19 protein-coding genes are annotated in these 20924 nt (G+C 67.9%); 3 read left to right on the forward strand and 16 right to left on the reverse strand.

The genetic code is table 11. The features are described from left to right. Positions 1-8: 8 nt before the first annotated feature. Together D9V34_RS15660 and gabT are read right to left on the reverse strand one after the other, a co-directional pair. Entirely contained in the window at positions 9-1469 is a 1461-nt protein-coding gene (locus D9V34_RS15660; RefSeq protein ID WP_121689412.1) for an NAD-dependent succinate-semialdehyde dehydrogenase, read from the reverse strand. Positions 1470-1484: 15 nt separating this feature from the next. Next, a complete protein-coding gene (gabT, locus tag D9V34_RS15665; RefSeq protein ID WP_121689413.1) occupies positions 1485-2828 on the reverse strand; it encodes a 4-aminobutyrate--2-oxoglutarate transaminase in 1344 nt (447 codons plus the stop codon). 188 nt (positions 2829-3016) lie between these two features. Between gabT and D9V34_RS15670 the strand changes: the two genes are divergently transcribed. Next, on the forward strand, positions 3017-4561 hold the full coding sequence (locus D9V34_RS15670; protein ID WP_121689414.1) for a PucR family transcriptional regulator: 1545 nt from the start codon (positions 3017-3019) through the stop codon (positions 4559-4561). Between the two features lie 229 nt (positions 4562-4790). On the opposite strand, the gene D9V34_RS15675 is transcribed toward D9V34_RS15670, so the two are convergent. From D9V34_RS15675 to D9V34_RS15690, 4 genes are read right to left on the reverse strand one after another with little or no spacing between them, the layout of a single operon-like run. Continuing rightward, positions 4791-5795: an alpha/beta hydrolase gene (locus tag D9V34_RS15675; RefSeq protein ID WP_121689415.1), complete on the reverse strand. Its 1005-nt coding sequence runs from the start codon at positions 5793-5795 to the stop codon at positions 4791-4793. Positions 5796-5835: 40 nt separating this feature from the next. After that, complete coding sequence (locus tag D9V34_RS15680) at positions 5836-7200, reverse strand: FAD-dependent oxidoreductase (RefSeq protein WP_121689416.1); 1365 nt, start codon at positions 7198-7200, stop codon at positions 5836-5838. A gap of 57 nt (positions 7201-7257) precedes the next feature. Continuing rightward, the gene (locus D9V34_RS15685; protein WP_245992051.1) at positions 7258-8325 is read right to left on the reverse strand and encodes a polyprenyl synthetase family protein; all 1068 of its coding nucleotides are present in this window, start codon (positions 8323-8325) and stop codon (positions 7258-7260) included. A gap of 10 nt (positions 8326-8335) precedes the next feature. Continuing rightward, positions 8336-9040, reverse strand: coding sequence for a demethylmenaquinone methyltransferase (locus D9V34_RS15690; RefSeq protein WP_030149220.1), 705 nt, complete (start codon positions 9038-9040; stop codon positions 8336-8338). Between the two features lie 119 nt (positions 9041-9159). Here D9V34_RS15690 and D9V34_RS15695 point away from each other — a divergent pair, with 119 nt between their 5' ends. Further along, positions 9160-10407, forward strand: a complete 1248-nt coding sequence (locus D9V34_RS15695; protein WP_121689417.1) for an isochorismate synthase — start codon at positions 9160-9162, stop codon at positions 10405-10407. 21 nt (positions 10408-10428) lie between these two features. Here the strand turns inward: D9V34_RS15695 and D9V34_RS15700 are convergent, their stop codons facing one another. The 4 genes from D9V34_RS15700 to D9V34_RS15715 form a co-directional block, all read right to left on the reverse strand. Next, the gene (locus D9V34_RS15700) at positions 10429-11715 is read right to left on the reverse strand and encodes an acyl-CoA dehydrogenase family protein (protein ID WP_121689418.1); all 1287 of its coding nucleotides are present in this window, start codon (positions 11713-11715) and stop codon (positions 10429-10431) included. Between the two features lie 90 nt (positions 11716-11805). Next, entirely contained in the window at positions 11806-12669 is an 864-nt protein-coding gene (locus D9V34_RS15705) for a polyphosphate kinase 2 family protein (protein WP_121689587.1), read from the reverse strand. A gap of 156 nt (positions 12670-12825) precedes the next feature. Beyond that, a complete protein-coding gene (gene menD, locus D9V34_RS15710) occupies positions 12826-14553 on the reverse strand; it encodes a 2-succinyl-5-enolpyruvyl-6-hydroxy-3-cyclohexene-1-carboxylic-acid synthase (protein WP_245992052.1) in 1728 nt (575 codons plus the stop codon). Next, the gene (locus D9V34_RS15715) at positions 14550-14948 is read right to left on the reverse strand and encodes a PLD nuclease N-terminal domain-containing protein (protein WP_121689420.1); all 399 of its coding nucleotides are present in this window, start codon (positions 14946-14948) and stop codon (positions 14550-14552) included. The genes menD and D9V34_RS15715 overlap by 4 nt, the downstream gene beginning before the upstream one ends. 99 nt (positions 14949-15047) lie before the next feature. Here D9V34_RS15715 and D9V34_RS15720 point away from each other — a divergent pair, with 99 nt between their 5' ends. Next, the gene (locus D9V34_RS15720; RefSeq protein WP_121689421.1) at positions 15048-15449 is read left to right on the forward strand and encodes a DUF4229 domain-containing protein; all 402 of its coding nucleotides are present in this window, start codon (positions 15048-15050) and stop codon (positions 15447-15449) included. A gap of 63 nt (positions 15450-15512) precedes the next feature. On the opposite strand, the gene D9V34_RS15725 is transcribed toward D9V34_RS15720, so the two are convergent. The 6 genes from D9V34_RS15725 to D9V34_RS15750 all read right to left on the reverse strand — a co-directional run bounded on the left by D9V34_RS15725 (position 15513) and on the right by D9V34_RS15750 (position 20903). Then, positions 15513-16499 (reverse strand): 1,4-dihydroxy-2-naphthoate polyprenyltransferase, encoded by a 987-nt coding sequence (locus D9V34_RS15725; RefSeq protein ID WP_425454456.1) that lies wholly within the window; start codon positions 16497-16499, stop codon positions 15513-15515. 65 nt (positions 16500-16564) lie between these two features. Beyond that, positions 16565-17881 (reverse strand): AMP-binding protein, encoded by a 1317-nt coding sequence (locus D9V34_RS15730; RefSeq protein ID WP_121689422.1) that lies wholly within the window; start codon positions 17879-17881, stop codon positions 16565-16567. After that, entirely contained in the window at positions 17881-18783 is a 903-nt protein-coding gene (locus tag D9V34_RS15735) for a 1,4-dihydroxy-2-naphthoyl-CoA synthase (protein WP_121689423.1), read from the reverse strand. The genes D9V34_RS15730 and D9V34_RS15735 overlap by 1 nt, the downstream gene beginning before the upstream one ends. A gap of 147 nt (positions 18784-18930) precedes the next feature. Continuing rightward, complete coding sequence (locus tag D9V34_RS15740; RefSeq protein ID WP_121689424.1) at positions 18931-19371, reverse strand: hypothetical protein; 441 nt, start codon at positions 19369-19371, stop codon at positions 18931-18933. 193 nt (positions 19372-19564) lie between these two features. Beyond that, on the reverse strand, positions 19565-20026 hold the full coding sequence (locus D9V34_RS15745; RefSeq protein WP_121689425.1) for a hypothetical protein: 462 nt from the start codon (positions 20024-20026) through the stop codon (positions 19565-19567). Positions 20027-20216: 190 nt separating this feature from the next. Continuing rightward, on the reverse strand, positions 20217-20903 hold the full coding sequence (locus tag D9V34_RS15750) for an SDR family oxidoreductase (RefSeq protein ID WP_121689426.1): 687 nt from the start codon (positions 20901-20903) through the stop codon (positions 20217-20219). Positions 20904-20924 lie beyond the last annotated feature (21 nt).

Raw genomic sequence — 20924 nt, forward strand, 5'->3', positions numbered from 1 at the left:
GTTTCGCTCTAGCCCAGCGGGGCCATCGTGTACTTGGTGGACAGATACTCGTGAATACCCTCGGAACCGCCCTCGCGACCGATCCCCGACTGCTTGACCCCACCAAACGGTGCGGCGGCGTTGGAGAGCACTCCGACGTTGAGGCCCATCATGCCCGTCTCCAGCGCACCAATCAAGCGTTGTGCGCGACCCTGGTCGGTGGTAAAGACGTAGCTCACCAAGCCGTACTCGGTGTCGTTGGCGGCGGCGATGGCCTCGGCCTCGGTGTCGAAGGTGGATACCGCGAGGACCGGCCCGAAGATCTCCTCGCGCAGGATGTCGGATCCCGGAGCCACGCCACTCAGCACGGCGGGGGCGAAGTAGGATCCCTCGCCCTCGATCGCGGTGCCGCCGGTGTGCAGGGTCGCGCCGCGGGAAACCGCGTCGTTCACCAGGGCCACACACTTGGCCACCGCACGGTCATCGATCAGCGGGCCGATCTGCACGCCCTCCTCGGTGCCGCGACCGATCTTCATCGCCTGGACCCGCTCGGTGACCCGGGCGGTGAACTCCTCGGCGATCGAGGAGTGCACGATGAAGCGGTTGGCGGCGGTGCAGGCCTGGCCGATGTTGCGGAACTTGGCGGCCAGGGCCCCCTCGATCGCGGCGTCCAGGTCGGCGTCCTCGAAGATCACGAACGGGGCGTTGCCGCCGAGTTCCATCGAGGTGCGCAGCACGTTATCGGCGCTCTGACGCAGCAGCGCCTGGCCCACCCCGGTCGAACCGGTGAACGAGAGCTTACGCAGTCGCGAGTCGGCGATGATCGGGGCCGAGAGCTCCTGCGAGCGCGAGGTGGTCACCACGTTGACCACGCCGGCGGGCAGGCCCGCATCCACCAGCAGCTGCGCGAAGGCGAGGCTGGTCAGCGGGGTCAGCGCGGCGGGCTTGAGGACCACGGTGCAACCCGCGGCGAGCGCCGGGGCGATCTTGCGGGTGGCCATGGCCAGCGGGAAGTTCCACGGGGTGATCAGGAACGTCGGGCCCACCGGCTGCTGGGACACGATCATGGTGCCGGTGCCCTCGGGGTTGGTGCCGTAGCGACCGGTCAGGCGGGCGGCCTCCTCGCTGAACCAGCGCAGGAACTCGCCCCCGTAGGTGACCTCACCGTTGGCCTCGGCCAGCGGCTTGCCCATCTCCAGGGTCATCAGCAGCGCGAATTCCTCGCGGCGCTCCTGGAGCAGGTCGAACGCGCGGCGCAGGATCTCGCCGCGGGCGCGGGCCGGGGTCGCGGCCCAGTCGGCCTGGGCGGCGACGGCGGCATCCAGGGCCGCGGCACCGTCCTCGACGGTTGCGTCGGCGATGGAGACCAGGGCCTTACCGGTTGCCGGGTCCAGCACGTCGAGGGTAGAGCCGTCCGACGCATCGCGCCATTCGCCTCCGATGAAGAGCCCGGTGGGGATCTTCGCCAGCAGTTCTGCTTCGGTAGTCATCGGTCTGATTCCTTTCTAGGCGTTGGCGAGTGCGTCGAGGACGATGCTCAGGCCCTCGGCCAGCAGCTCCTCGGAGATGGTCAGCGGCGGCAGGAAGCGGATCACGTTGCCGTAGGTGCCACAGGTGAGCACAATCACGCCCTGGTTGTGGGCGGCCTTGGCGATCGCGCCGGTCAGGGCCGCGTCGGGCTCGCCGGTCTCGGGGTTCACAAACTCGATCGCGATCATCGCGCCGCGACCACGCACGTCGCCGATGCGGGCGTCGGTGGTCTGGGCGGCGAGGAAGGCGGAGGTGATCTGCTGCTCGATGCGCTGGGCGGCCTCGATCAGGCCGTCCTGCTCAAACGCGTCGATGCTGGCCAGGGCCGCGGCGCAGGCCAGCGGGTTTCCGCCGTAGGTGCCACCCAGGCCACCGGTCTGCGGGGCGTCCATGATCTCGGCGCGGCCGGTCACGGCCGACAGCGGCAGACCGCCGGCGATACCCTTGGCGGTCACGATCAGGTCGGGCTCGATCCCGAACAGCTCGGAGGCGAACATCGCGCCGGTGCGGGCAAAGCCGGTCTGCACCTCATCGGCGATGAAGACCACGCCGTTCTCCGTGGCCCAGGCAGCCAGCGCGGGCAGGAAGCCCTCGGCGGGAACGATGAAGCCACCCTCACCCTGGATCGGCTCGATGATGATCGCGGCCAGGTTCTCGGCCCCGACCTGCTTCTCGATCTGCGAGATCGCGATCTTGGCGGCCTCGGCACCGGTGCGGTTGCCGTCGCGGAAGGGGTAGCTCAGCGGGGCGCGGTAGATGTCCGAGGCAAAGGGACCGAAGCCGGACTTATAGGGCTGGTTCTTGGCGGTCAGCGCCAGGGTCAGGTTGGTGCGACCGTGGTACGCGTGATCGAAGGCCACCACGGCGGTCTTGCCGGTGTAGGAGCGGGCAATCTTGACCGCGTTCTCCACGGCCTCCGAACCCGAGTTGAACAGCGCCGAGCGCTTGTCGAAATCTCCGGGGGTCAGCTGGTTGAGCTTCTCGGCCACCTCGACGTAACCGTCGTAGGGGGTGATCATGAAGCAGGTGTGGGTGAAGGCCTCGAGCTGGGCGGAGACGGCGGCAACCACGCGGGGGTTGGCGTTTCCGACACCGGTCACGGCGATGCCCGAGCCCAGGTCGATCAGGGTGTTGCCATCCACATCGCGGATCACGCCACCGAAGGCAGCCTCGGCGAAGACGGGCATCGTGGTGCCGATGGCGTTCGAGACCGCGGCGCGCTTACGCGCCATCAGTTCCTGCGAACGGGGACCGGGGATCGAGGTGACCAGGTTGCGGGCCTGGGTCAGGTCTGCTCCGCGTGCGGGGGTCTCGGACATTGAACACTCCTTGTTACTTGTGGCGTTTAAGGGGATGCGCAACGGTCGGACGTTTTACCGCCCGGAATGGTCCCTCTGCGCACCATCTGCACCCAGACTAGGCACGGTTCCCCGCGGCGCGCCTCGACAATCTGTCAAACCTCTGGTGAATTCTTCGCCATATTGGCAGAGCCAGCTAGGCTGGCAGCATGTCACTCACCGTGGATCGCCTGCTCCGTATCCCCGCCCTCGGGCTGCGCCGGATCGTGGACATCCCCGCCGCCCACGACATCTCGATCGACTGGGTTTCCAGCTCCGACCTCGCCGACCCCACCCCGTTCCTCGCCCGCCACCAGGTGCTGCTCACCACCGGCAGCCAGTTCCTCACCGAATCCGAGGAGCGCCGCCCGCTCATTAACGGCACGCGCACCGGGCTCGCGCTGATCACCGACTATGAGAGCTTTGTGCAGCGCCTGGTCTCGGTCGGGGTCGCGGCCCTCGGCTACGGGACCGAGGTGCTGCGCCCGGACATTCCGGCGGGGCTGGTGCAGGCCTGCGAAACCCACGGGCTGACCCTGTTTGAGGTGCCCTACCGGACCGCGTTTATCGCGGTGATCCGCGCCGCCGCCGACGCACTGGCCGCCGCCGCCGGGGAACGACAGGCCTGGGCAATGAACGCGCAGCGCGCGATCTCGTTCGCCGCGCTGCGCCCCAACCCGCAGCGCGAGATCTTTGTCGAACTGGCCCGGCTGCTGCACCGGCCAGTGTTCCTATTTAGCGCGCCGGGCCCCGCCCTGTCCCGGTTCGGGCCGCCGCTGGACCCACCAGCGATCGTGACCGCCGAGGCGGCGGCGCTGCTGGATCGCGGGCAGCGCGCGGCCACCACGATCCAGACCCCGGCCGGCACCGTGAGCCTGCAAACCGTGGGACGGCGCGAGGACCTGCGCGCGGTCCTGGCGATCGTTGGACCCGCCCCCGACCCGGCCGAGCAGAGCGTCATCACCAATGTGGTCGCCCTCACCGGCCTCGCCCTGGAACAGGGACGCGGGTTGCGCCGGGGTCGCCGGGCGCTGCGCTCGGGCGCACTGGAGGCGCTGCTGGATCAGCGGCCCTCACTAACCCGGCTGGTCCTGCAGCACATCCACGAGGCGCTGCCGCCCGAGCCCGTGCGCGTCGCCGTCTGGCATCCGGGCCACGGCGCGGGCAACCCGCTGCTGCGTGAGCTGGATGAGCGCGCGCAGACCGCCCCGGGCTGGTGTTTCTTTGCCACCCGGGGACGGGAGATCATCGCGCTGCTGCCCGCCGAGGACGCGGGTGCCCGGATCGCCGAGCTGGGCACCGCCCGGGGCCTCGCCGGCGGGCTCTCCGATCCGCTGGGTTACGCGAACCTCTCCGAGGGCATCGACCAGGCGCGGCGTGCGCTCGCCGAGGACCCGCACTCCCCCGGGGTTACCGCGTTTGCCGATATCGGTGGGCAGGGCATCACCGAGCTGCTCTTCACCGACGCCGTGCGCGAGCGCGCCCACGAACTCCTCGCCCCGCTGCACGCCCACGACGAGGCCCACGGCACCGAGCTCATCGCGGCACTCACCAGCTGGCTCGAACACAACGGCCAGTGGGATCCGGCGGCCCGCGAACTCGGCATCCACCGGCACACCCTGCGCGCCCGCATCATGCTGATCGAGAAGCTCACCGACACCCCGCTGGACACCATGTCCGCGCGCACCAACTACTGGCTGGCGCTGCGGGCGTAGCCTCCGTGCGAACGCACGTGCTCCGAAGCTCGTGCAGTACGCAATTGTTCAGCGGCAGAAATGCTCCATCCATCGGGCGACGACGGGGACGTCGTGCTTTCCCGCAGCAGCGGATCGGCCACTAGGCCAGGTGTTCGCGGGTTGCGGGCTCATGAGACCACGCTACGCCCGATCATCACTCAACACCAGAGATGGGTACCTCGGGTTTCACACGGTCTGCCGCGCGAGCCTAGAACCCGCGCAGCCATGCGTCCATCTGGGCGTAGGCGTGATCGCGCACGCCGCGTTCGGAGAGGAACACGTCGTGCAGCGCCCCGGCCACGCGGGAGACGGTGACCGTGGTGCCAAGCTTCAGCGCGCGTTCGGCGATATCGGAGACCACCAGCACACTGTCGCTGTGCTTCATGCGTTCGTTCCAGCTTGCGGTGACCGTGGAGGAATCCGAGAGCAGGGTCAGTACCGGCACCTCGATCGCCAGGCCACGAGCCACCTGCGTGTGCCCGGCCAGGACCGCCCGCAGCCACCCCACCGCAACCGGGAATCCGCGCTCGGGACGCCACCTATCGTCGAAGGCCCACTCGCCCTCAAACGCGGCGCTGGTCGCCCGGCTGTAGTAGCCGAAATCCACGCCGGGCAGGGTAACCCGGGGATCGTAGCGGGCCCCCAGACTCAGCAGCGGTTCCAGCGTGCCGCGGCCCAGCTCGCCACCCTGGAATTCCAGCCACGGGGAGTTGAGGATGAGCGCGTCGATGCGTCCCGGATGACGGTTGGCCCAGAGGCTCGCGGTCAGCCCTCCGGTGGAGTGCGCCAGAATGATCAGCCGCCGAGAAACCGGGGCCTCCTCGCCGTGGCCCATCACGGTCAGGGCGGCCTCAATGTCCGCGTCGTAGGTGGTCAGATCGGTGATGAATCCCGGCGCACGATCGGGGCGCATGCTGCGTCCGTAATCGCGCAGATCCAGCGCGTGAAAGCGCGCCCCACGCTGATGCCAAAAATCGGCCAGCTCGGTCTGGAAGAAGTAGTCGGACCAGCCGTGCAGATAGAGCACGTCGGTATCGTGGGCGATCGCCTGCCGGGGCAGTACATATCCGGGGCGGGATTCGAAGCGTTTGGGGCGGCGGGTATCGCGCACCAGGGTCGCGACCACCTCGCCGTGCACGTCGGTTCCGAGCGGGAGGGTGCGGGCCTCAAAGGGCGCACCGAGCACATCGGTTTCCCAGATGTGCTCGGTCATCTCCACTCCCCCACTCGGAATCGAACCCCGTGGTGAGAGGTTACTCGGCCGCGGGCTCGTCGCGCGAGATGCGAATCATCTCGCCGCGGTGACCCACCTTGATGCGGGCGCGCTCGTGCGGCTCGCCCAGGCCGATCTCGTGCTCGTCCAGTCGGTGCCAGCCGTCGAGGTCGGTGTAGGCGACGCCACGCTCCTCCAGCAGGGCCGGGATCGCCTCCTCCTCGGGGGCCTCCGGGGTCCACCAGGTGGCGCGGTCGGCCAGCACGTTTTCGATGGTCTCCATCGCGTCGGACTTGGTCGCGCCGATCAGGCCGATCGGGCCGCGCTTGATCCAGCCGGTCGCGTACAGTCCGGGGATCTGGTCGCCGTTAATGTCGTGCACCTGACCGCCACGGTTCGGGATCACACCGCGAGTCTCGTCGAAGGGGATCTGCTCGAGCGGGGAACCGAAGTAGCCCACCGCGCGGTAGACGGCCTGAACCGGAACCTCGCGGTACTCGCCGGTGCCCTCAACCCCACCAAAACCGGTGGGCTTGGTGCGCTCATATCGCAGCGCCGAAACCTTGCCATCCTCACCGAGGATCTCCTCGGGGTTGGCGTAGAAGTGCAGGTGCAGGCGGCGGCTCGAACCCTCCTGGGGCTCCTTGCGCCACTTCTGCAGCACGCGGTCGATGACCATGATCTGCTTATTGGTGGCGATGGCCTCCTGGGAAGCCTCGTCGTAGTCGAAGTCCTCGTCATAGAGCACCATGTCCACGTCGTTCAGCTCGCCCAGCTCACGCAGCTCAAGCGGGGTGAACTTCACCTGGGCCGGGCCGCGACGACCAAACACGTGCACGTCGGTCACCGGGGACGCCTTGAGACCCTGGTACACGTTGTCTGGGATCTCGGTGGGCAGCAGATCATCGGCGTGCTTGGCCAGCATGCGGGCCACGTCCAGGGCGACGTTTCCGTTACCGATCACCGCGATTTCGCGGGCGTTCAGCGGCCAGGTGGTGGGCACGTCGGGGTGTGCGTCGAACCAGTTCACGAAGTCCGCGGCGCCGTAGGAGCCCTCCAGCTCGATGCCGGGGACCTTGAGGTCGGCATCCCGGATCGCACCGGTGGCGAAGATCACCGCGTTGTAGTGCTTCTGCAGGTCTTCCAGGGTGATGTCGGTGCCGAAGCGGACGTTGCCGAAGATGCGGATGTCACCGCGGTCCAGCACGTCACGCAGCGCGTTGATGATGCCCTTGATGCGGGGGTGATCGGGGGCCACACCGTAGCGAACCAGGCCGTAGGGGGCCGGCAGGTGCTCAAACAGGTCGATCGACACGTCGAACTCTTTTTCGGCTTTGAGCAGGATGTCGGCGGCATAGATTCCGGCGGGACCGGCTCCCACGATGGCCAGGCGCAACTTGCTCATGTGTCGATATCTCCTTTGTTGGCGTCAGGCGACGCGGGGTTGTGACGAGGGGTGTAGTTAGCTGGAGCGTTCAACGATGGTCTCGGCAAAACGCACGAGAGCATCCTTGACCGGGCCCTTGGGCAGCGGCGCGAGTGCGGCCACGGCCTCGGCGGACCAGCGGTGAGCGGCGGCCAGGGTGCGCGCGGTCACCTCGTGGGCGCGCAGGGCGGCAATCGCCGCGGTGAAGTCCTCGGCGGCCGCGCCGGTGAGTTCGGCCTCGCTGTCGGTCTCGATCCGGGCGACCAGCGAGGCGGCCTCGGGATCAGTCTCGGCCAGACGGCGCAGGTAGATCATCGGCAGGGTCGCAACACCCGCCCGCAGGTCGGTGCCGGGAACCTTGCCGGTCTCCTCGGGAGCCGGGGAGAGGTCGATCACGTCGTCGATCAGCTGGAACGCGATGCCCACCTTCTCGCCGTACTCAACCACCGCGGCCTCATAGGCGGGATCCGCATGGCTGAAAATGACGCCGGTTCTGGCGGCGGCGGCGATCAGCGATCCGGTCTTGTCCGAGAGCACCTGAATGTAGTGCGCCTCGATGTCCTCATCCTCGCGCGGGCCCACGGTCTCGTGCAGCTGGCCCAGGACCAGGCGCTCAAACGTGCTGGCCTGCAGCTGGATCGCGCGCTCGCCGAGCTCGGCCATGATCTGGCTGGCGCGGGCAAAGAGCAGGTCGCCGGTGAGGATCGCGGCCGAATTGCCCCACACGGTGTGGGCGCTGGGCACCCCGCGGCGCTTATCCGACTCGTCCATGACATCGTCGTGATAGAGCGAACCCAGGTGGGTGATCTCGATGGCCTCGGCTGCCAGCACCACCTCGGGGGTGGTGCCCTCGCCCAGCTGGGCGGTGAGCAGCAGCAGCATCGGACGGATGCGCTTGCCACCTGCCTCCAGCAGGTACCGGCTCATGCTGTCGGCCACCGAGTCGGTGTATGCCAGCTGCTTTTCCAAACCAGCCTCGATGCGCACCAGTCCGGCATCCACCTCGTGGAGCAGCTTCTTGGTGGCGGGGGACGCAAAAATGCGCTCGGTGAGGCCCAGGTGCTGAGACAGACTCGTGATACGAGCCTCGGGTGCGTGATTCACCTTACCCACCCTAGCTGGCCTTGATACCGCGGTGCAGCGCGGTGATACCGCCCGTAAGGTTGCGGTATTCAACGTCGGTCCATCCGGCCTCGCGCATCCACTGTGCGAGCTCGGCCTGGGCCGGCCATGCCTGAATCGACTCGTTGAGGTAGTCGTAGGCGTCGGGGTTCGAGCTGGCCAGGCGGACCAGCACCGGCGAAACACGGTGCAGGTAGAAGTCGTAGAGGCCGCGCCAGAGCTTATTCGGCGGGGTCGAGAACTCGCAGATCACCAGGCGTCCGCCGGGCTTGGTCACCCGCAGCATCTCGGCGATGGCCTGCTTGGGGTTGACCACGTTACGCAGCCCGAAGGAGATCGTGGTGGCGTCAAACTCGTTGTCCGCGAAGGGCAGCTTGGTGGCATCGGCCTCGACAAAGCTGATCCGGTTGATGTGGCCATAGCGACGACGCCCCTCGGCGAGCATGCCCGGGGAGAAGTCCGCGGCCACGACGCTCGCGCCGGTGCCGGCGATCGAGGCGCTGGAGGTGCCGGTGCCGGCGGCCAGGTCGAGGATCCGCTCGCCCGGTACCGCGCCGATTGCGCGGGTGGTCACCACGCGCCAGAGTCGATCATTCCCGAGGCTCAGGACGGTGTTGGTGAGGTCGTAGCGCGGAGCTACCTCATCGAACATCGCCGAAACCTGTGTGGGCGCTTTGGAAAGATCGGCCTTATGCATGCTCACTATCCTAGACACTTTCGCGCCGCCGTGTCCGCGCCCGGGCCGTGAATTCGCCCCACTCGGCGGGTGCGCCACATCTCGGCGTGTACTCATGTAAAACCGCCTAGGCTTAGAGGGTGTCCACTCCCGTTATTCCCCGGCTCCATGTCACCACTCGTGCACTGGCCGATCCGGGCACCCTGTTTGGGTTTGCCGACCGCACAAATCCGCTGATGTGGATGCGGGACGGGGCGGGAATCGTGGGCTCGGGCGTCGCCCTGCGACTCTCCACCGCGGGCGAGGATCGAATCACCGACCTGGCCACACAGTGGCAGCAGATCGCCGATACCGCGCGGGTTCGGGACGAGGTTGGATTACCCGGAACCGGACTGGTCGCCTTCGGCACCATCGCCTTCTCGGCCGTGTCGAGTGCCGAGAGCGTCCTGATCGTTCCCCGCGTGATCGTGGGACGCTCGGGCGAGCACGCCTGGATCACCCGGGTATCACTGGAGGGTGAACCCACCGTAGACGCCGACCTGCTGCCCGCGCGCACCCCGCTGGGCCAGAGCCTCACCGCCGACCTGGCCGAGGACCCGGCCGATGCCGAACGTCACCGCGACCTCGTCCGCACGGCCCTCGCCCGGATTCAGCGCGGGGACGTGGCCAAAATTGTGCTCGCCCGCACTGTCACCGGGCAGCTCCAGGCGGACGGCGACCGACGCCGCCTGGCCGCCGACCTGGCCGCCGCCTACCCGCAGTGCTGGACATATGCGGTGGACGGCATGATCGGTGCGAGCCCGGAAACCCTGATCTCGGTGCGGGATGGATCGCTCTCGCTGCGGGTCCTCGCCGGAACCGCCGCCCGCGGCCACGGTGCCACCGAGGATCGCGCCGCCGCCGAAACCCTGATCGAGTCCCGCAAGGACCGCGACGAGCACGCGTTCGCCGTGCGCAGCGCCCTCGCCGCCCTCGCCCCGCACGCCGCCGGGCTGCACGGTCAGGACTCCCCCTTCACCCTGCGCCTGCCCAACCTCTGGCACCTGGCCACCGACATCTCGGGGCGGATCAGCGACCGCGCGAGCGTGCTCGACCTGATCCAGGCCCTGCACCCCACCGCCGCGGTGGGTGGCACCCCGACCCTCGCCGCGATCGACCTGATCAATGAGCTGGAACCCTTCGACCGCGGCCGCTACGCCGGGCCCACCGGCTGGGTGGACGCCCACGGCAACGGCGACTGGGCCATCGCCCTGCGCGGCGCCCAGGTGGATCCCGACGGGCACATCACCGCCTATGCCGGGGGCGGCATCGTCGCCGGGTCCGATCCCGAGTCGGAGTTCCGCGAGACGGGGATGAAGTTCCGGCCGATTCGAGACGCCCTGTCCTAGACAGCACAGCGGCAAGCGCCGCTAGCTTGCGGCCACCCCGACCGCCCAGGAGGCGTCGTCGCGTTCGCCGGTGGCCACGAAACGGCCAAGCAGGCGGGCTCGATACACCCACGGGTTGTGACTGGCCAGGGTCCGGGCGTTACGCCAGTGCCGGTCCAGCGCACCGCCGGCGCGGATCGCCGAGGCCCCCAGCGCGTCAAAGATGATCGAGGTCGCCCGCAGAGCCCCGGGGATCGCCGCAACCTGACCGGAGAACGCCGCCAGCTCGGCCGCCCCGATCGCCTCGGCCAAGACCGTCTCGGCGGACTGGCGCTGCTCGGGGGTCGCCGCAGAGTCGGCGCGCAGGGCGTTCCGCGCCAGCGTCGCCGCCTCGGCCGCCTCCAGGGCCTTCGCCGCACGCTCGGTGATCGCGTCCAGCGCGAAGCCCTGAGCCGCGGCCTCACCGACCACCTGGAGTAGCTGAGCATCCTCAACCGCACGGTCGGCGTTGCCGTGGCTGTAGGTGCGCGAGCGCGCGGCCAGCTGGGTGCCGGCCTCGGTGGCCGCAGCCCGGGCCACACCGGCGAGGGCCGCCAGGTGGAACACCTGGTAGAAGGCCAGCTGATAGCCGAAGCGCTCGGAGAAGTCGATCACATCGGCCGGGTCCACGACCGCCTCGGTAAAGACGGTGCCACCGGACGCGGTGGTGCGCTGACCGAAACCGTCCCAGTCGTCGGTGATGTCCACGCCCGCCTGGTGCACGGACACGGCCGCAATGACCTGGGTGTCCAGCTCCTCGGAGTGCGCGAGCACGTCGATCCAGTCGGCATACAGGCTGCCGGTGGTGTAAAACTTCTCCCCGCTCAGGCGGGTACCGCCCGCGTCGGTACGCAGCCGGGTCCCCAGCTCGCCGCGGACACTTGATCCGATCTCGGTCCAGGCGTTGCCCACCAGGTCGCCACGCAGCGCGCGGTCGATCCAGAGCGCGCGGGACGCAGCGTCCGGGCTGACCAGCCGGTCTTCGATAAACGCAAAGTGCCCACGCAGGGCCTGCTCAATGTTGGAATCGGCGGCGGCGAGATCGGCCAGGAGCGCAAACAACTCGGTCAGGCTCACCCCAAACCCGCCCTCGGCGCGCGGCACCCGCAGGGCACCAAACCCGGCATCGGCCAGGGCCCGGATCTCGGTGGTGGGCAGGCTACGATCCCGGTCTCGGGCCGCGGCACCCTCGGCAATCCGGGCGAAGATCGGGGCGAATACCCGTGCCGGATCAGCATCGGGGGCGATGGCGATCCGGGAACGAACGGGTGAAGTCTGGAGGAGGGTCATGCGCGGCCTTTCACGTGGGGTGCCTCCACGCTAGCCGCGGGTGCGGCGGCGCCGGTCGAGTGTTTCTCAACATGACGCCGCCGCGGGGTGCTACACCTTGCTGGCGAGCAGCGCCGCGCGCGCTTCCACGACGTCGTAGGTGGCCGCGGGCCACTGCGGATCGATCTCCGAGAGCACGTCGACCAGCAGGTGCTGCACGGCCACACGGGCGTACCACTTGTTATCGCCGGGCACCACATACCAGGGCGCGTAATCGGTCGAGGTGCGGGTGAGCGCGATCTGGTAGGCCTCCTGATAGTCGGGCCAGACCTCGCGCTCGGTGACGTCGTTGGGGGTGAACTTCCAGTGCTTATCCGGACGGTCCAGACGGTCCAGCAGGCGCTTCTTCTGCACGTCGGGGCTGATCTGCAGCATGATCTTGATGATCCGGGTACCCGAATCCACCAGCTCCCGCTCGAACTCGTTGATCGCCTCATACCGACGCTCAATCTCCTCGGGGGACGCCAGCTCGCGTACCCGCCCGATCAGCACGTCCTCGTAGTGCGAGCGATCAAAAACACCGATCTTGCCGTCGGCGGGAACCTGTTTGTGGATGCGCCACAGGAAGTCGTGCGAGAGCTCCTCGGCGGTGGGCTTCTTGAACGAGGCGAGCTGCACACCCTGCGGGTCCACGGCACCCACGACGTGGCGAACGATGCCGCCCTTACCCGCGGTGTCCATGGCCTGCAACACAAGCAGCACCGAGTCGGTGGCACCGGCGGTCGCGGCGGCATGGAGGCGTTCCTGGAGATCGCTCAGGGTGTCAACCACCCGGGCGAGCTCGGCGACGCCGGCTTTTTTACCGCCCTTGAATCCGGGGGTGGAATCCGTTTCGACCGAGTCGAGGCGGAATCCGGGACCCACCCGGAGGACGTGCTGAGGATCTTCGGACCAGGCTTCGGAGTGGAATGACATGTCCACATTGTGCACCCCGATGCCGCGGCGCACCAGACCCACCCGCGAATTTGCCCCCGACCGGGGCACGGCGCACCGCGCCACCACCGGCCTCGGAATGGCGCACGGCGCACCAAGCCACCACCGGCCTCGGAAGCGCGCGGCCCCACCGGCCGACTACTCGCGGGTGAGCGTGACCTCGATCAGCACCGGCCCGGTGGTGGGCGCGGTGAGCGCCTGGTCCAGGTCCGCGCGGGTGGCCGCCCGACGATACTCCCAGCCGTAGGCCTCGGCCAGCGCGGAGAGTTTGACCTCCTGCGGGGTGAACAGCACCCGCGCGGCGAGATCGGGCGCGGCGCTCTGGGACACCTCGAGGCCGTCGAAGATCGTGCCACCTCCGTCGTTGCCCACGATGATCTGGATCCGCGGCACCTGCTCGCCGGGGACCCGCAGCATCCCACCCACGTCGTGCAGGAGGGTGAGGTCTCCGAGGACCAGGCGGGTCACGCCGGTCTCGGATTCGGCCTGCTGGGCCAGCGCGATCCCCGAAGCTGTGGCCACGGTTCCGTCGATTCCGGCCAGCCCTCGGTTGGCAAACACCGAGAGTTTCTTCCCCGGCACGTGCTCGTCGGCAACACGGATCAGGCGCGACGCCCCAAACACCAGGCGATCATGCGGCCAGGTTGCCCGCCAGACGGACTCCACCAGCAGGCGGCGATCCAGGGCCGCGCGAATGGCCTGGAATTCCCCGCGCACGTACGCCAGGCGGGTGGCCGGGTCGTGGGAGTGTGCGGCCTCCAAATCCGGGGCCACATCGGTTGAGCGTTCGGCTGTCAGCTCCCGGGCCGCGACCACCCAGTGGCCCAGCCAGTCGCGGTCGACCGCCCCCGGCTCAACACTCAGGCTCGTGGCCCGGTGAGCGTTGTGTCCGGGATCAAACAGCTCGGTATCGGGTTCGGAGACCACCCAGGTCTCCACACCCTCGCGGCGCAGCAGCGCGGGAACCTGACGGCTCAGCGTCGGCTGTCCGAACACGATGACCCGCTCGATCAGCCCGCCGTGGTCGGGGGAATCCAGGAGCTCACGGTAGGGCACAATCAGCGCGCGGCCGTAGCGGCTGCCGCTGGACACCTCGGCGATCAGCGGCCAGCCGCCGTGGTGTGCGAGGTCTTCGGCACCGGGACCGGCGCCGTTTCCGGCGATGACCACGGTGCGCGGTCCGCGCGGCAGCACGTGCGCGGGCACCGCGGAGGGGGCGGCATCGGATGCCTTCTCGGCTGCGATCACCGCGTCGACTTGGTCCTGCTCGGCCGAGCCTTCCGGCACCGGAACGGTCACTTCCGCCGCCAGCGCGCTGGAGAGCGGCTCGCGGAATCCCACATTGAGCTGCACCGGTCCGGGCACGGCACCGGCTGCCGCGGCAAACGCGGCCCGGGCATGTTCGGCCGCACGGGCGATCTCATCCCGGTCGGCATTCGGGGCGTCCTCATCCAGGCTCAGCCGGGTCGCCGAGCCAAACAGGTGCGCCTGCGCGGTGGTCTGATTGGAGCGGATACCCCGCAGTTCCTCGGGACGGTCGGCGCTCAGGACGATCAGCGGAATATGCGAGTGGTGAGCCTCAAGGACGGCGGGATGGAGGTTTGCCACGGCGGTCCCGCTGGTCACCACAATCGGCACCGGCAGCCCGGTTTCAGCCGCCAGGCCGAGGGCCAGGAACGCCGCCGAGCGCTCGTCAATCCGTACCCGAAGACGAATCTGTTCGGCCGCCTCGGCCTCGGCAAAGGCCAGTGCCCACGCCTGGGAACGCGAACCGGGGCACACCACGGCGTCACGGACGCCGAGGCGAATCAGCTCGGCAACCAGACCCCGCGCGTACATGCTCGCGGGGGAATCTCCAACGCTCATCGACGCGGCTCGGAGTCCGAACCGGGCTCGTCGTCGGAGTTTTTGCCGTCGCGGGGGCCGAACATGTCGGGATGACCCAGGTCGGTTTCGGCGTCGAGGGCGGCGAGCTCCTCCTCCAGGCGGCGGATCCGCTCATCCTGCTCACTCACCCGGCGCAGGTCACCGAGGAAGGCGGGATCATCATCCGGAGTGCGGGGCTGCGGGGCGGCACCACGGGCCCGACCGATCGTGTACCAGAGCACCAGACCGGCAACCGGCAGCAGCAGAATCACCACCAGCCAGACGGGCTTGGAGAGCCCGCGGATGCGGCTGTTTTCGCGCATCGCGCAGTCCACGACGGTGTAGACGGTGGCGACAACGAGAACCACCACGAGGGCAAAGAGGATCCTGGGCATGGCTCCTATGCTACCGGGCGTACCCGGGAACAAGCAGCCGTTTGGCGTACGGTTCCCTCCGGGCGGAAATACTCAGCTTGGGCGACGTAGACTGGTCGGGTGAAACCCCTGCAATCCGTAATCGTGTTTACCATCCTGCGCCTGCTGGCCTTTGCCGTGCCGCTGGCCGCGCTGCTCCTGCTTGGGATCGACCCGATGTGGGCGGCCGTCGCCGCCGCCGCGCTCGGATTCGCCATCTCCCTGGTGTTCCTGCGCACCCCGCGCGAGCGGGTCGCCGGATCGCTGTATGAGGCGCGTCACCCCGTTCACGGCGAGGACGAGGATGTCGAGGACGACTACCTGGACGATGAGGATGCCCTGCTCGACCAGGACGAGGACGAGGCTCCGGCCGCCGCCGCACAGCCCGCCGAGAAGGAAACCCAGCCGGCCCCAGCCGAAGCAGCCCCCGCCGACGCGGTCCCGGCCACGGTTCCCGCCGAGGACACCGCCCCCGGCAAGTAGCCGCCCAGAACCACAAAACCGCCCGGATCGATCTCGATCCGGGCGGTTTTTTGTGTGCGGTGCCTAGAAGGCCAGGCCGAATCCGAGGGTCAGGCCGAAGACCAGCTGCAGCACACCGGTGAGCTTGAGCACCAGCACAAACTCGCGGGCGGTCTTGCCGGTGAGCACGATGATGATCGCCGGGATCATCACCAGCAGGCTGAACAGGGTGACCCACACCAGCGGGATGAAGACCGCCAGCCAGATCGCCAGTCCCAGGGCCAGCAGCAGGAGCACCGCGTAGCTGATCCGGGTTGCGGTACCGCCGATGCGCACCGAGAGGGTGCGCTTACCGGCGATCTTGTCCTGCTCAATATCACGCAGGTTGTTCACCATCAGGGTCGCCACGGCGATGAATCCTACGGCGATACCCCCGGCGATGGAGGGCTGTGTCACCGCGCCGATCTGCACAAAGGTGGTGCCCAGGGTCGCGACCAGCCCGAAGAAAACAAACACAAACAGTTCGCCCAGGCCCATGTAACCGTAGGGTCGCTTGCCGCCGGTGTAGTACCAGGCGGCCACGATGGCCAGAACGCCAACAATCAGCAGCCACCAAATGCCCGAGATAATGACCAGCGCGAGGCCGGCGACCGCGGCGATCCCGAAGAAGGTCATCGCCACGGTGAAGACCGTCCGGGCGGGGGCGCGGCCGCTGCCCACCAGACGGGACGGTCCCACCCGGTGCTGGTCGGTGCCCCGGATGCCGTCGGAGTAGTCGTTGGCGAAGTTCACGCCGATCTGCAGGGCGACCGCGATCACCAGGCAGAGCAGCGCACGCACCCAGTGGTACACGCCGGGGTCGGAGGCGAAGATTGCCGCACCTGTACCGATCGCCACCGGAGCCACCGCCATCGAGAGGGTGAACGGGCGTGCCCCGTTGATCCAGTCCCCCAGGCGAGCCTTGGGGATTTCCTGAATCTCACGGGCTGCGGGGTTTCCGCTTTTCCCGGTGCCCTTGGGCGTATTACGCAGCGGCTTGTGTGCGCTGGTGCGCGACGGGTTGTTGGCCAACGGTTCCTCCAGAGTGTCTGCCACGAATCTTACGACATGCGCCCCTGACGGACGCGGGATTGGGTTCAGATGCGCGCGGCGAGGGCGCGGCGGTCGGGTTTCCCGGATGCCAGCAGCGGCATCTGGGTCAGCTCGATGATCGCGCGCGGCCGAGCCTCCCGTCCGATCTGCGCCGCACAGGCGGCGCGCAAACGCTCCAGCCTGCCCTCGGGATCGGGATCGGGCTGCGCGGTGAACACCACCGGCACCTGGCCCCACCGCTCATCGGGGGCGGCCACGGCCACCGCGTCCTCGAGGCCGGCGGTGCGCACCACCTGATCGATCCGGTCCAGGCTCACGTTGATCCCGCCGGAGATCAGCACGTTATCGATCCGGCCGTGCACTGACAGCACCCCGTCCACGATCTCGCCGGTGTCCCCGGTGCGCAGCGCACGGTGAACAACAGACCCGGTGGAATCTAGATACCGGATGCTTCCAGCAGGTGTGGACTCCGCCGGGGTGGGCATTCCCACCTCGGATTCGGGCCTGGGCTCGTAGGCACCGAGGTTTGCGGATGCCGAAGTCACCGGCGAGGCCGGCAGAATTTGAAGCTCATGCTCGGCGCTGCCCCGATCATCATCAAACACAAACGCCGCATCGGTGCGGGTGCTGTCCCAGGTGCCATCGGCGGCGAGATAGCCGAGCGCCAGCAGCGGGCCGGAGAGTCGAATCTCCCCCGCGACGATCGCCGCGCTCACCCCCGGCAGCGGGACGCCGTCATAGACACAGCCGCCGCCGGTCTCGCTGGCACCGTAGGTACGGACCAGATTTACCCCGGCCGCCCGGGCGCGCTCGCGCAGGGGTTCGGGGATCGCCTGACCCCCCACCAACACCGCATCAAACTCGGCTAGCACGTTGGAGTGATCCAGCACGCGCTGCACCTGCGCGGGCACCAGCGAGACGTACCGTCGACCCAGCGCCCGGGTGAACATCAGCCGCGCATGCGCCTCGAACACGGCCGGGTCAAAGGACCCGGGCGGCAGATAGGCGGGGGTGGTTCCGGCCAGGTGCGAGCGCACCAGGACCTGCAATCCGGCGATGTAGTTGCCCGGCAGCGCCGAGAGCCAGGTGCCCGGCCCACCAAGCACCCGCTCGGTGGCCCGGGCCGAGTGCAGCAGCGCGTGCCGCGAGTGGGCGATGCGCTTGGGTATCCCCGAGGATCCCGAGGTTTCGATTACCACGTCGACCCCGGAGGGCACCGTGGGGTGCGCGTCGGAGGGCAGCTCGGGTCCGGCCACCGGAAGCAGCGCCGGGCCGATACCCGCCAGCATGTCCACTACCGCGTCGGCAAAAACCTCCCGGTCCGCGGCGGAGACGTAGCGGGCGGGCACCTGCTCGGTCACTAGTACTGCCAGGGGTAGGGCGACCAGTCGGGGGCGCGCTTTTCCAGGAACGAGTCGCGTCCCTCCACGGCCTCATCGGTGCCGTAGGCCAGGCGGGTTGCCTCACCGGCAAAGACCTGCTGCCCCACCATGCCGTCATCTACCGCGTTGAAGGCGAACTTCAGCATCCGGATCGCCGTGGGCGACTTGGTCAGGATCGTCCGAGCCCAGGCCAGGGCGGTGGACTCCAGCTCGGCGTGGGGCACAACCCGGTTGACGGCGCCCATCTCATAGGCCCGCTGTGCCGAATACTCCTCGGCGAGGAAAAAGACCTCGCGGGCAAACTTCTGCCCGATCTGACGCGCGAAATACGCGCTGCCGTAGCCCGCATCGAACGAGCCCACATCGGCGTCGGTCTGCTTGAACTTGCCGTGCTCGGCCGAGGCGATGCTCAGGTCGCAGACGACGTGCAGCGAGTGTCCACCCCCGGCTGCCCAGCCCGGAATCACCGCGATGACCACCTTGGGCATCATCCGAATCAGGCGCTGAACCTCAAGGATGTGCAGGCGGCCCGAGCGGGCGGTGTCCTGCACGGCGGTCTCCGAGTCGGAGTACTTATAACCGTCGCGGCCGCGGATGCGCTGATCGCCGCCGGAGCAGAACGCCCAGCCGCCATCCTTCGGGCTCGGTCCGTTTCCGGTGAGCAGGACCACACCGATCTTCGAGTTTTGGCGGGCATCATCCAGCACCGCATAGAGCTCATCCACCGTGCGCGGGCGGAACGCGTTGCGTACCTCGGGCCGGTTGAACGCGATCCGCGCCACCTGACCGTTCACATCGTGGTGGTACGTAATGTCGGTGAGGGCCTCAAAGCCCGGGACATCGCGCCAAGCAGACTCGTCAAACAGATCGGAAACGTGCATGCTTCCAGCATAGGACGCCGCGGATGAGAATCTCCGTGTCCGGCGGGGTGATCCCGGACACCACGTGCTCGGGAGCGCCGCCGCGCCCACACAACACGGTACCGCCCACGGGTATCCCGTGGGCGGTAGCGCCGATCCGCGGGGAAACTAGCCCTTGCAGACCTTGTTGTACGCCGTACCGGCTTCCTCCATGTCGGTTGCCAGGGTCTGCATGTCCGATGCCAACTCCATCGCCGCGGACGGGTCGTCGGAGATCTTCTCCAGGGCGGTGCCCAGCTTGTCGAACGAATCGATCATCGGGCCGACCACCTTGGTCACCTCGGGGTTGGTGACCTTCTTTGCGCTCGTCTTGAGCTGGTCGGCGACCTTATTCATCGTGGAGGCGGCGGCCACCGGGTCGGCACCAAGCGCGGCGCTGTCCATGTCCGAGGCGACGGCCCGCATGTCCTTTTCCATGATGTCGCAGGCGGCTTTCACGCTCTGGTTGCCGCCCGCTGCGCCACCCTCCCCCGCCGAGCAGGCAGACAGGCCCAGGGCGAGCAACAGGGTGGTGCCAACGACGGCCGCGCGCTGCAGTGAATTACGCATAAAAACTCCTGATTCTTCGGTGCAAAATATTGGGGCGCTGTGAAACCCCCCACGCAGCCTACGAATGATCAGGAGGATTCGGACGTTTGGTGCGGATGACGCACGATTCGGTGTCGGTTTCGGCGTTTGTCCCGGCACAAAAACGCCGAACCCCCGTCCACAATGCATGGACGGGGGTTCGGTGTGGCGGTAACTACTTGGAGCAGACCTTGCCGTAGTCGGCACCCACGGTCTGGATGTCACCGGCAACGGCCTGGATTTCGGTGAGCGCCTCGGTTGCGGCGGCGGGGTCGCCGGTGATCTTCTCCATTGCGGCACCCAGGCGACCGAAGGCGTCCACCATCGGGTCAACAACCTTCTTGACGTCGGCGTTCTGGACCTTGGCGGAGGTCTCCTTGAGCTTGTCGGAGACGGTCTTCAGCGCGGCGATGGCCTCGCTGGGGTCGGTGGCCGCGTTGGACATGGCCGACTGGACGTCGGATCCCACCGCGTTCATCTCGGTTTCGATCAGATCGCACGCCTCGGCGACGGTCTGCGTCTTGGGTGCCTCCGAAGCCTTTCCGTCCGCGTTTCCGCCGGCGGAACAGGCAGACAGGCCCAGGGCAAGAAACAGGGTGGCACCGGCAACGGCGGCGCGACGAGCAGTGATACGCATGAAAACTCCAGATTTTAGTGGTGCAAAAATCGGGGTGCTGTGATTCCCCCACCACGCAGACTACTTACATACAACGACATTTGTCATGCGTAACCCGGCATAAATTGCTATCGTTACCCGCTCGTTTTATCGAGAATGGGTACCGCACATGCTGAAATCGAGCCGGAATCACCCCCTCGATGCCGGAAGGCTAGCCCGGAAGCGTGGCTTCTCCACCGGTAGCCTGACCCGCGATCACCGCGCGCAGGGCATCGGCGATATCGGTCTCGCCATCCACAAATGGGATGGTGTGTCCGGCGGTTTCGGGGGCATGAATCACATCGGCGGCGACCAGGGCCACATTGGCTCGACTCATCGGCCCCCGGGTGTCGGTCACCGAGATCTTGCCCGTGGAGTCCTCGTCGGTCAGGGCCCCCGGAGCAAGGATGGTCCAGTCCAGGTTCTGTCGACGCAGGTACTCATCGGCGGCGGCCTTGGCCTCGGCGTAGGCGAAGAAGGAATCCTCGGGGTCGATGCCGTGGTCGATGCGCGCGCCCTGATAGGACACCATCAGAAAACGACGGGTCTCCAGGCGCAGGGCGGCATCAATCGTGCGAATTGCCGCGTCACGATCCACCGCATAGGTCCGCTCGGGGCTCCCCCCGCCGGCACCGGCCGACCAGACGATCACGTCGAACCCGCGCAGCAGGTCTTCGATCTGCCAGATCACGAGCGTTTCGATATCGGCCACGACGGCGCTGGCCCCGGTGGCCTCAACGTCGGCGACATGTTCCGGATTCCGGACAACACCGGTGACCTGGTGACCGCGGTTAACAAGAATCTGTTCGAGGTGAAGGGCTACCTTGCCGTGTCCCCCGATGATGGCAATAGCTGACATGGGCTCACGCTAGCACGTCGG

It is taken from the genome of Mycetocola lacteus (assembly GCF_003667575.1).
GTDB lineage: Bacteria > Actinomycetota > Actinomycetes > Actinomycetales > Microbacteriaceae > Mycetocola > Mycetocola lacteus.

Bases quoted from the DNA above. Each gene is read 5' to 3' on its own strand.
- D9V34_RS15660 (WP_121689412.1), bottom strand. From the start codon at position 1,469: ATGACTACCGAAGCAGAACTGCTGGCGAAGATCCCCACCGGGCTCTTC.
- gabT (WP_121689413.1), bottom strand. From the start codon at position 2,828: ATGTCCGAGACCCCCGCACGCGGAGCAGACCTGACCCAGGCCCGCAAC.
- D9V34_RS15670 (WP_121689414.1), top strand. From the start codon at position 3,017: ATGTCACTCACCGTGGATCGCCTGCTCCGTATCCCCGCCCTCGGGCTG.
- D9V34_RS15675 (WP_121689415.1), bottom strand. From the start codon at position 5,795: ATGACCGAGCACATCTGGGAAACCGATGTGCTCGGTGCGCCCTTTGAG.
- D9V34_RS15680 (WP_121689416.1), bottom strand. From the start codon at position 7,200: ATGAGCAAGTTGCGCCTGGCCATCGTGGGAGCCGGTCCCGCCGGAATC.
- D9V34_RS15690 (WP_030149220.1), bottom strand. From the start codon at position 9,040: ATGCATAAGGCCGATCTTTCCAAAGCGCCCACACAGGTTTCGGCGATG.
- D9V34_RS15700 (WP_121689418.1), bottom strand. From the start codon at position 11,715: ATGACCCTCCTCCAGACTTCACCCGTTCGTTCCCGGATCGCCATCGCC.
- D9V34_RS15705 (WP_121689587.1), bottom strand. From the start codon at position 12,669: ATGTCATTCCACTCCGAAGCCTGGTCCGAAGATCCTCAGCACGTCCTC.
- menD (WP_245992052.1), bottom strand. From the start codon at position 14,553: ATGAGCGTTGGAGATTCCCCCGCGAGCATGTACGCGCGGGGTCTGGTT.
- D9V34_RS15715 (WP_121689420.1), bottom strand. From the start codon at position 14,948: ATGCCCAGGATCCTCTTTGCCCTCGTGGTGGTTCTCGTTGTCGCCACC.
- D9V34_RS15735 (WP_121689423.1), bottom strand. From the start codon at position 18,783: ATGCACGTTTCCGATCTGTTTGACGAGTCTGCTTGGCGCGATGTCCCG.
- D9V34_RS15740 (WP_121689424.1), bottom strand. From the start codon at position 19,371: ATGCGTAATTCACTGCAGCGCGCGGCCGTCGTTGGCACCACCCTGTTG.
- D9V34_RS15745 (WP_121689425.1), bottom strand. From the start codon at position 20,026: ATGCGTATCACTGCTCGTCGCGCCGCCGTTGCCGGTGCCACCCTGTTT.
- D9V34_RS15750 (WP_121689426.1), bottom strand. From the start codon at position 20,903: ATGTCAGCTATTGCCATCATCGGGGGACACGGCAAGGTAGCCCTTCAC.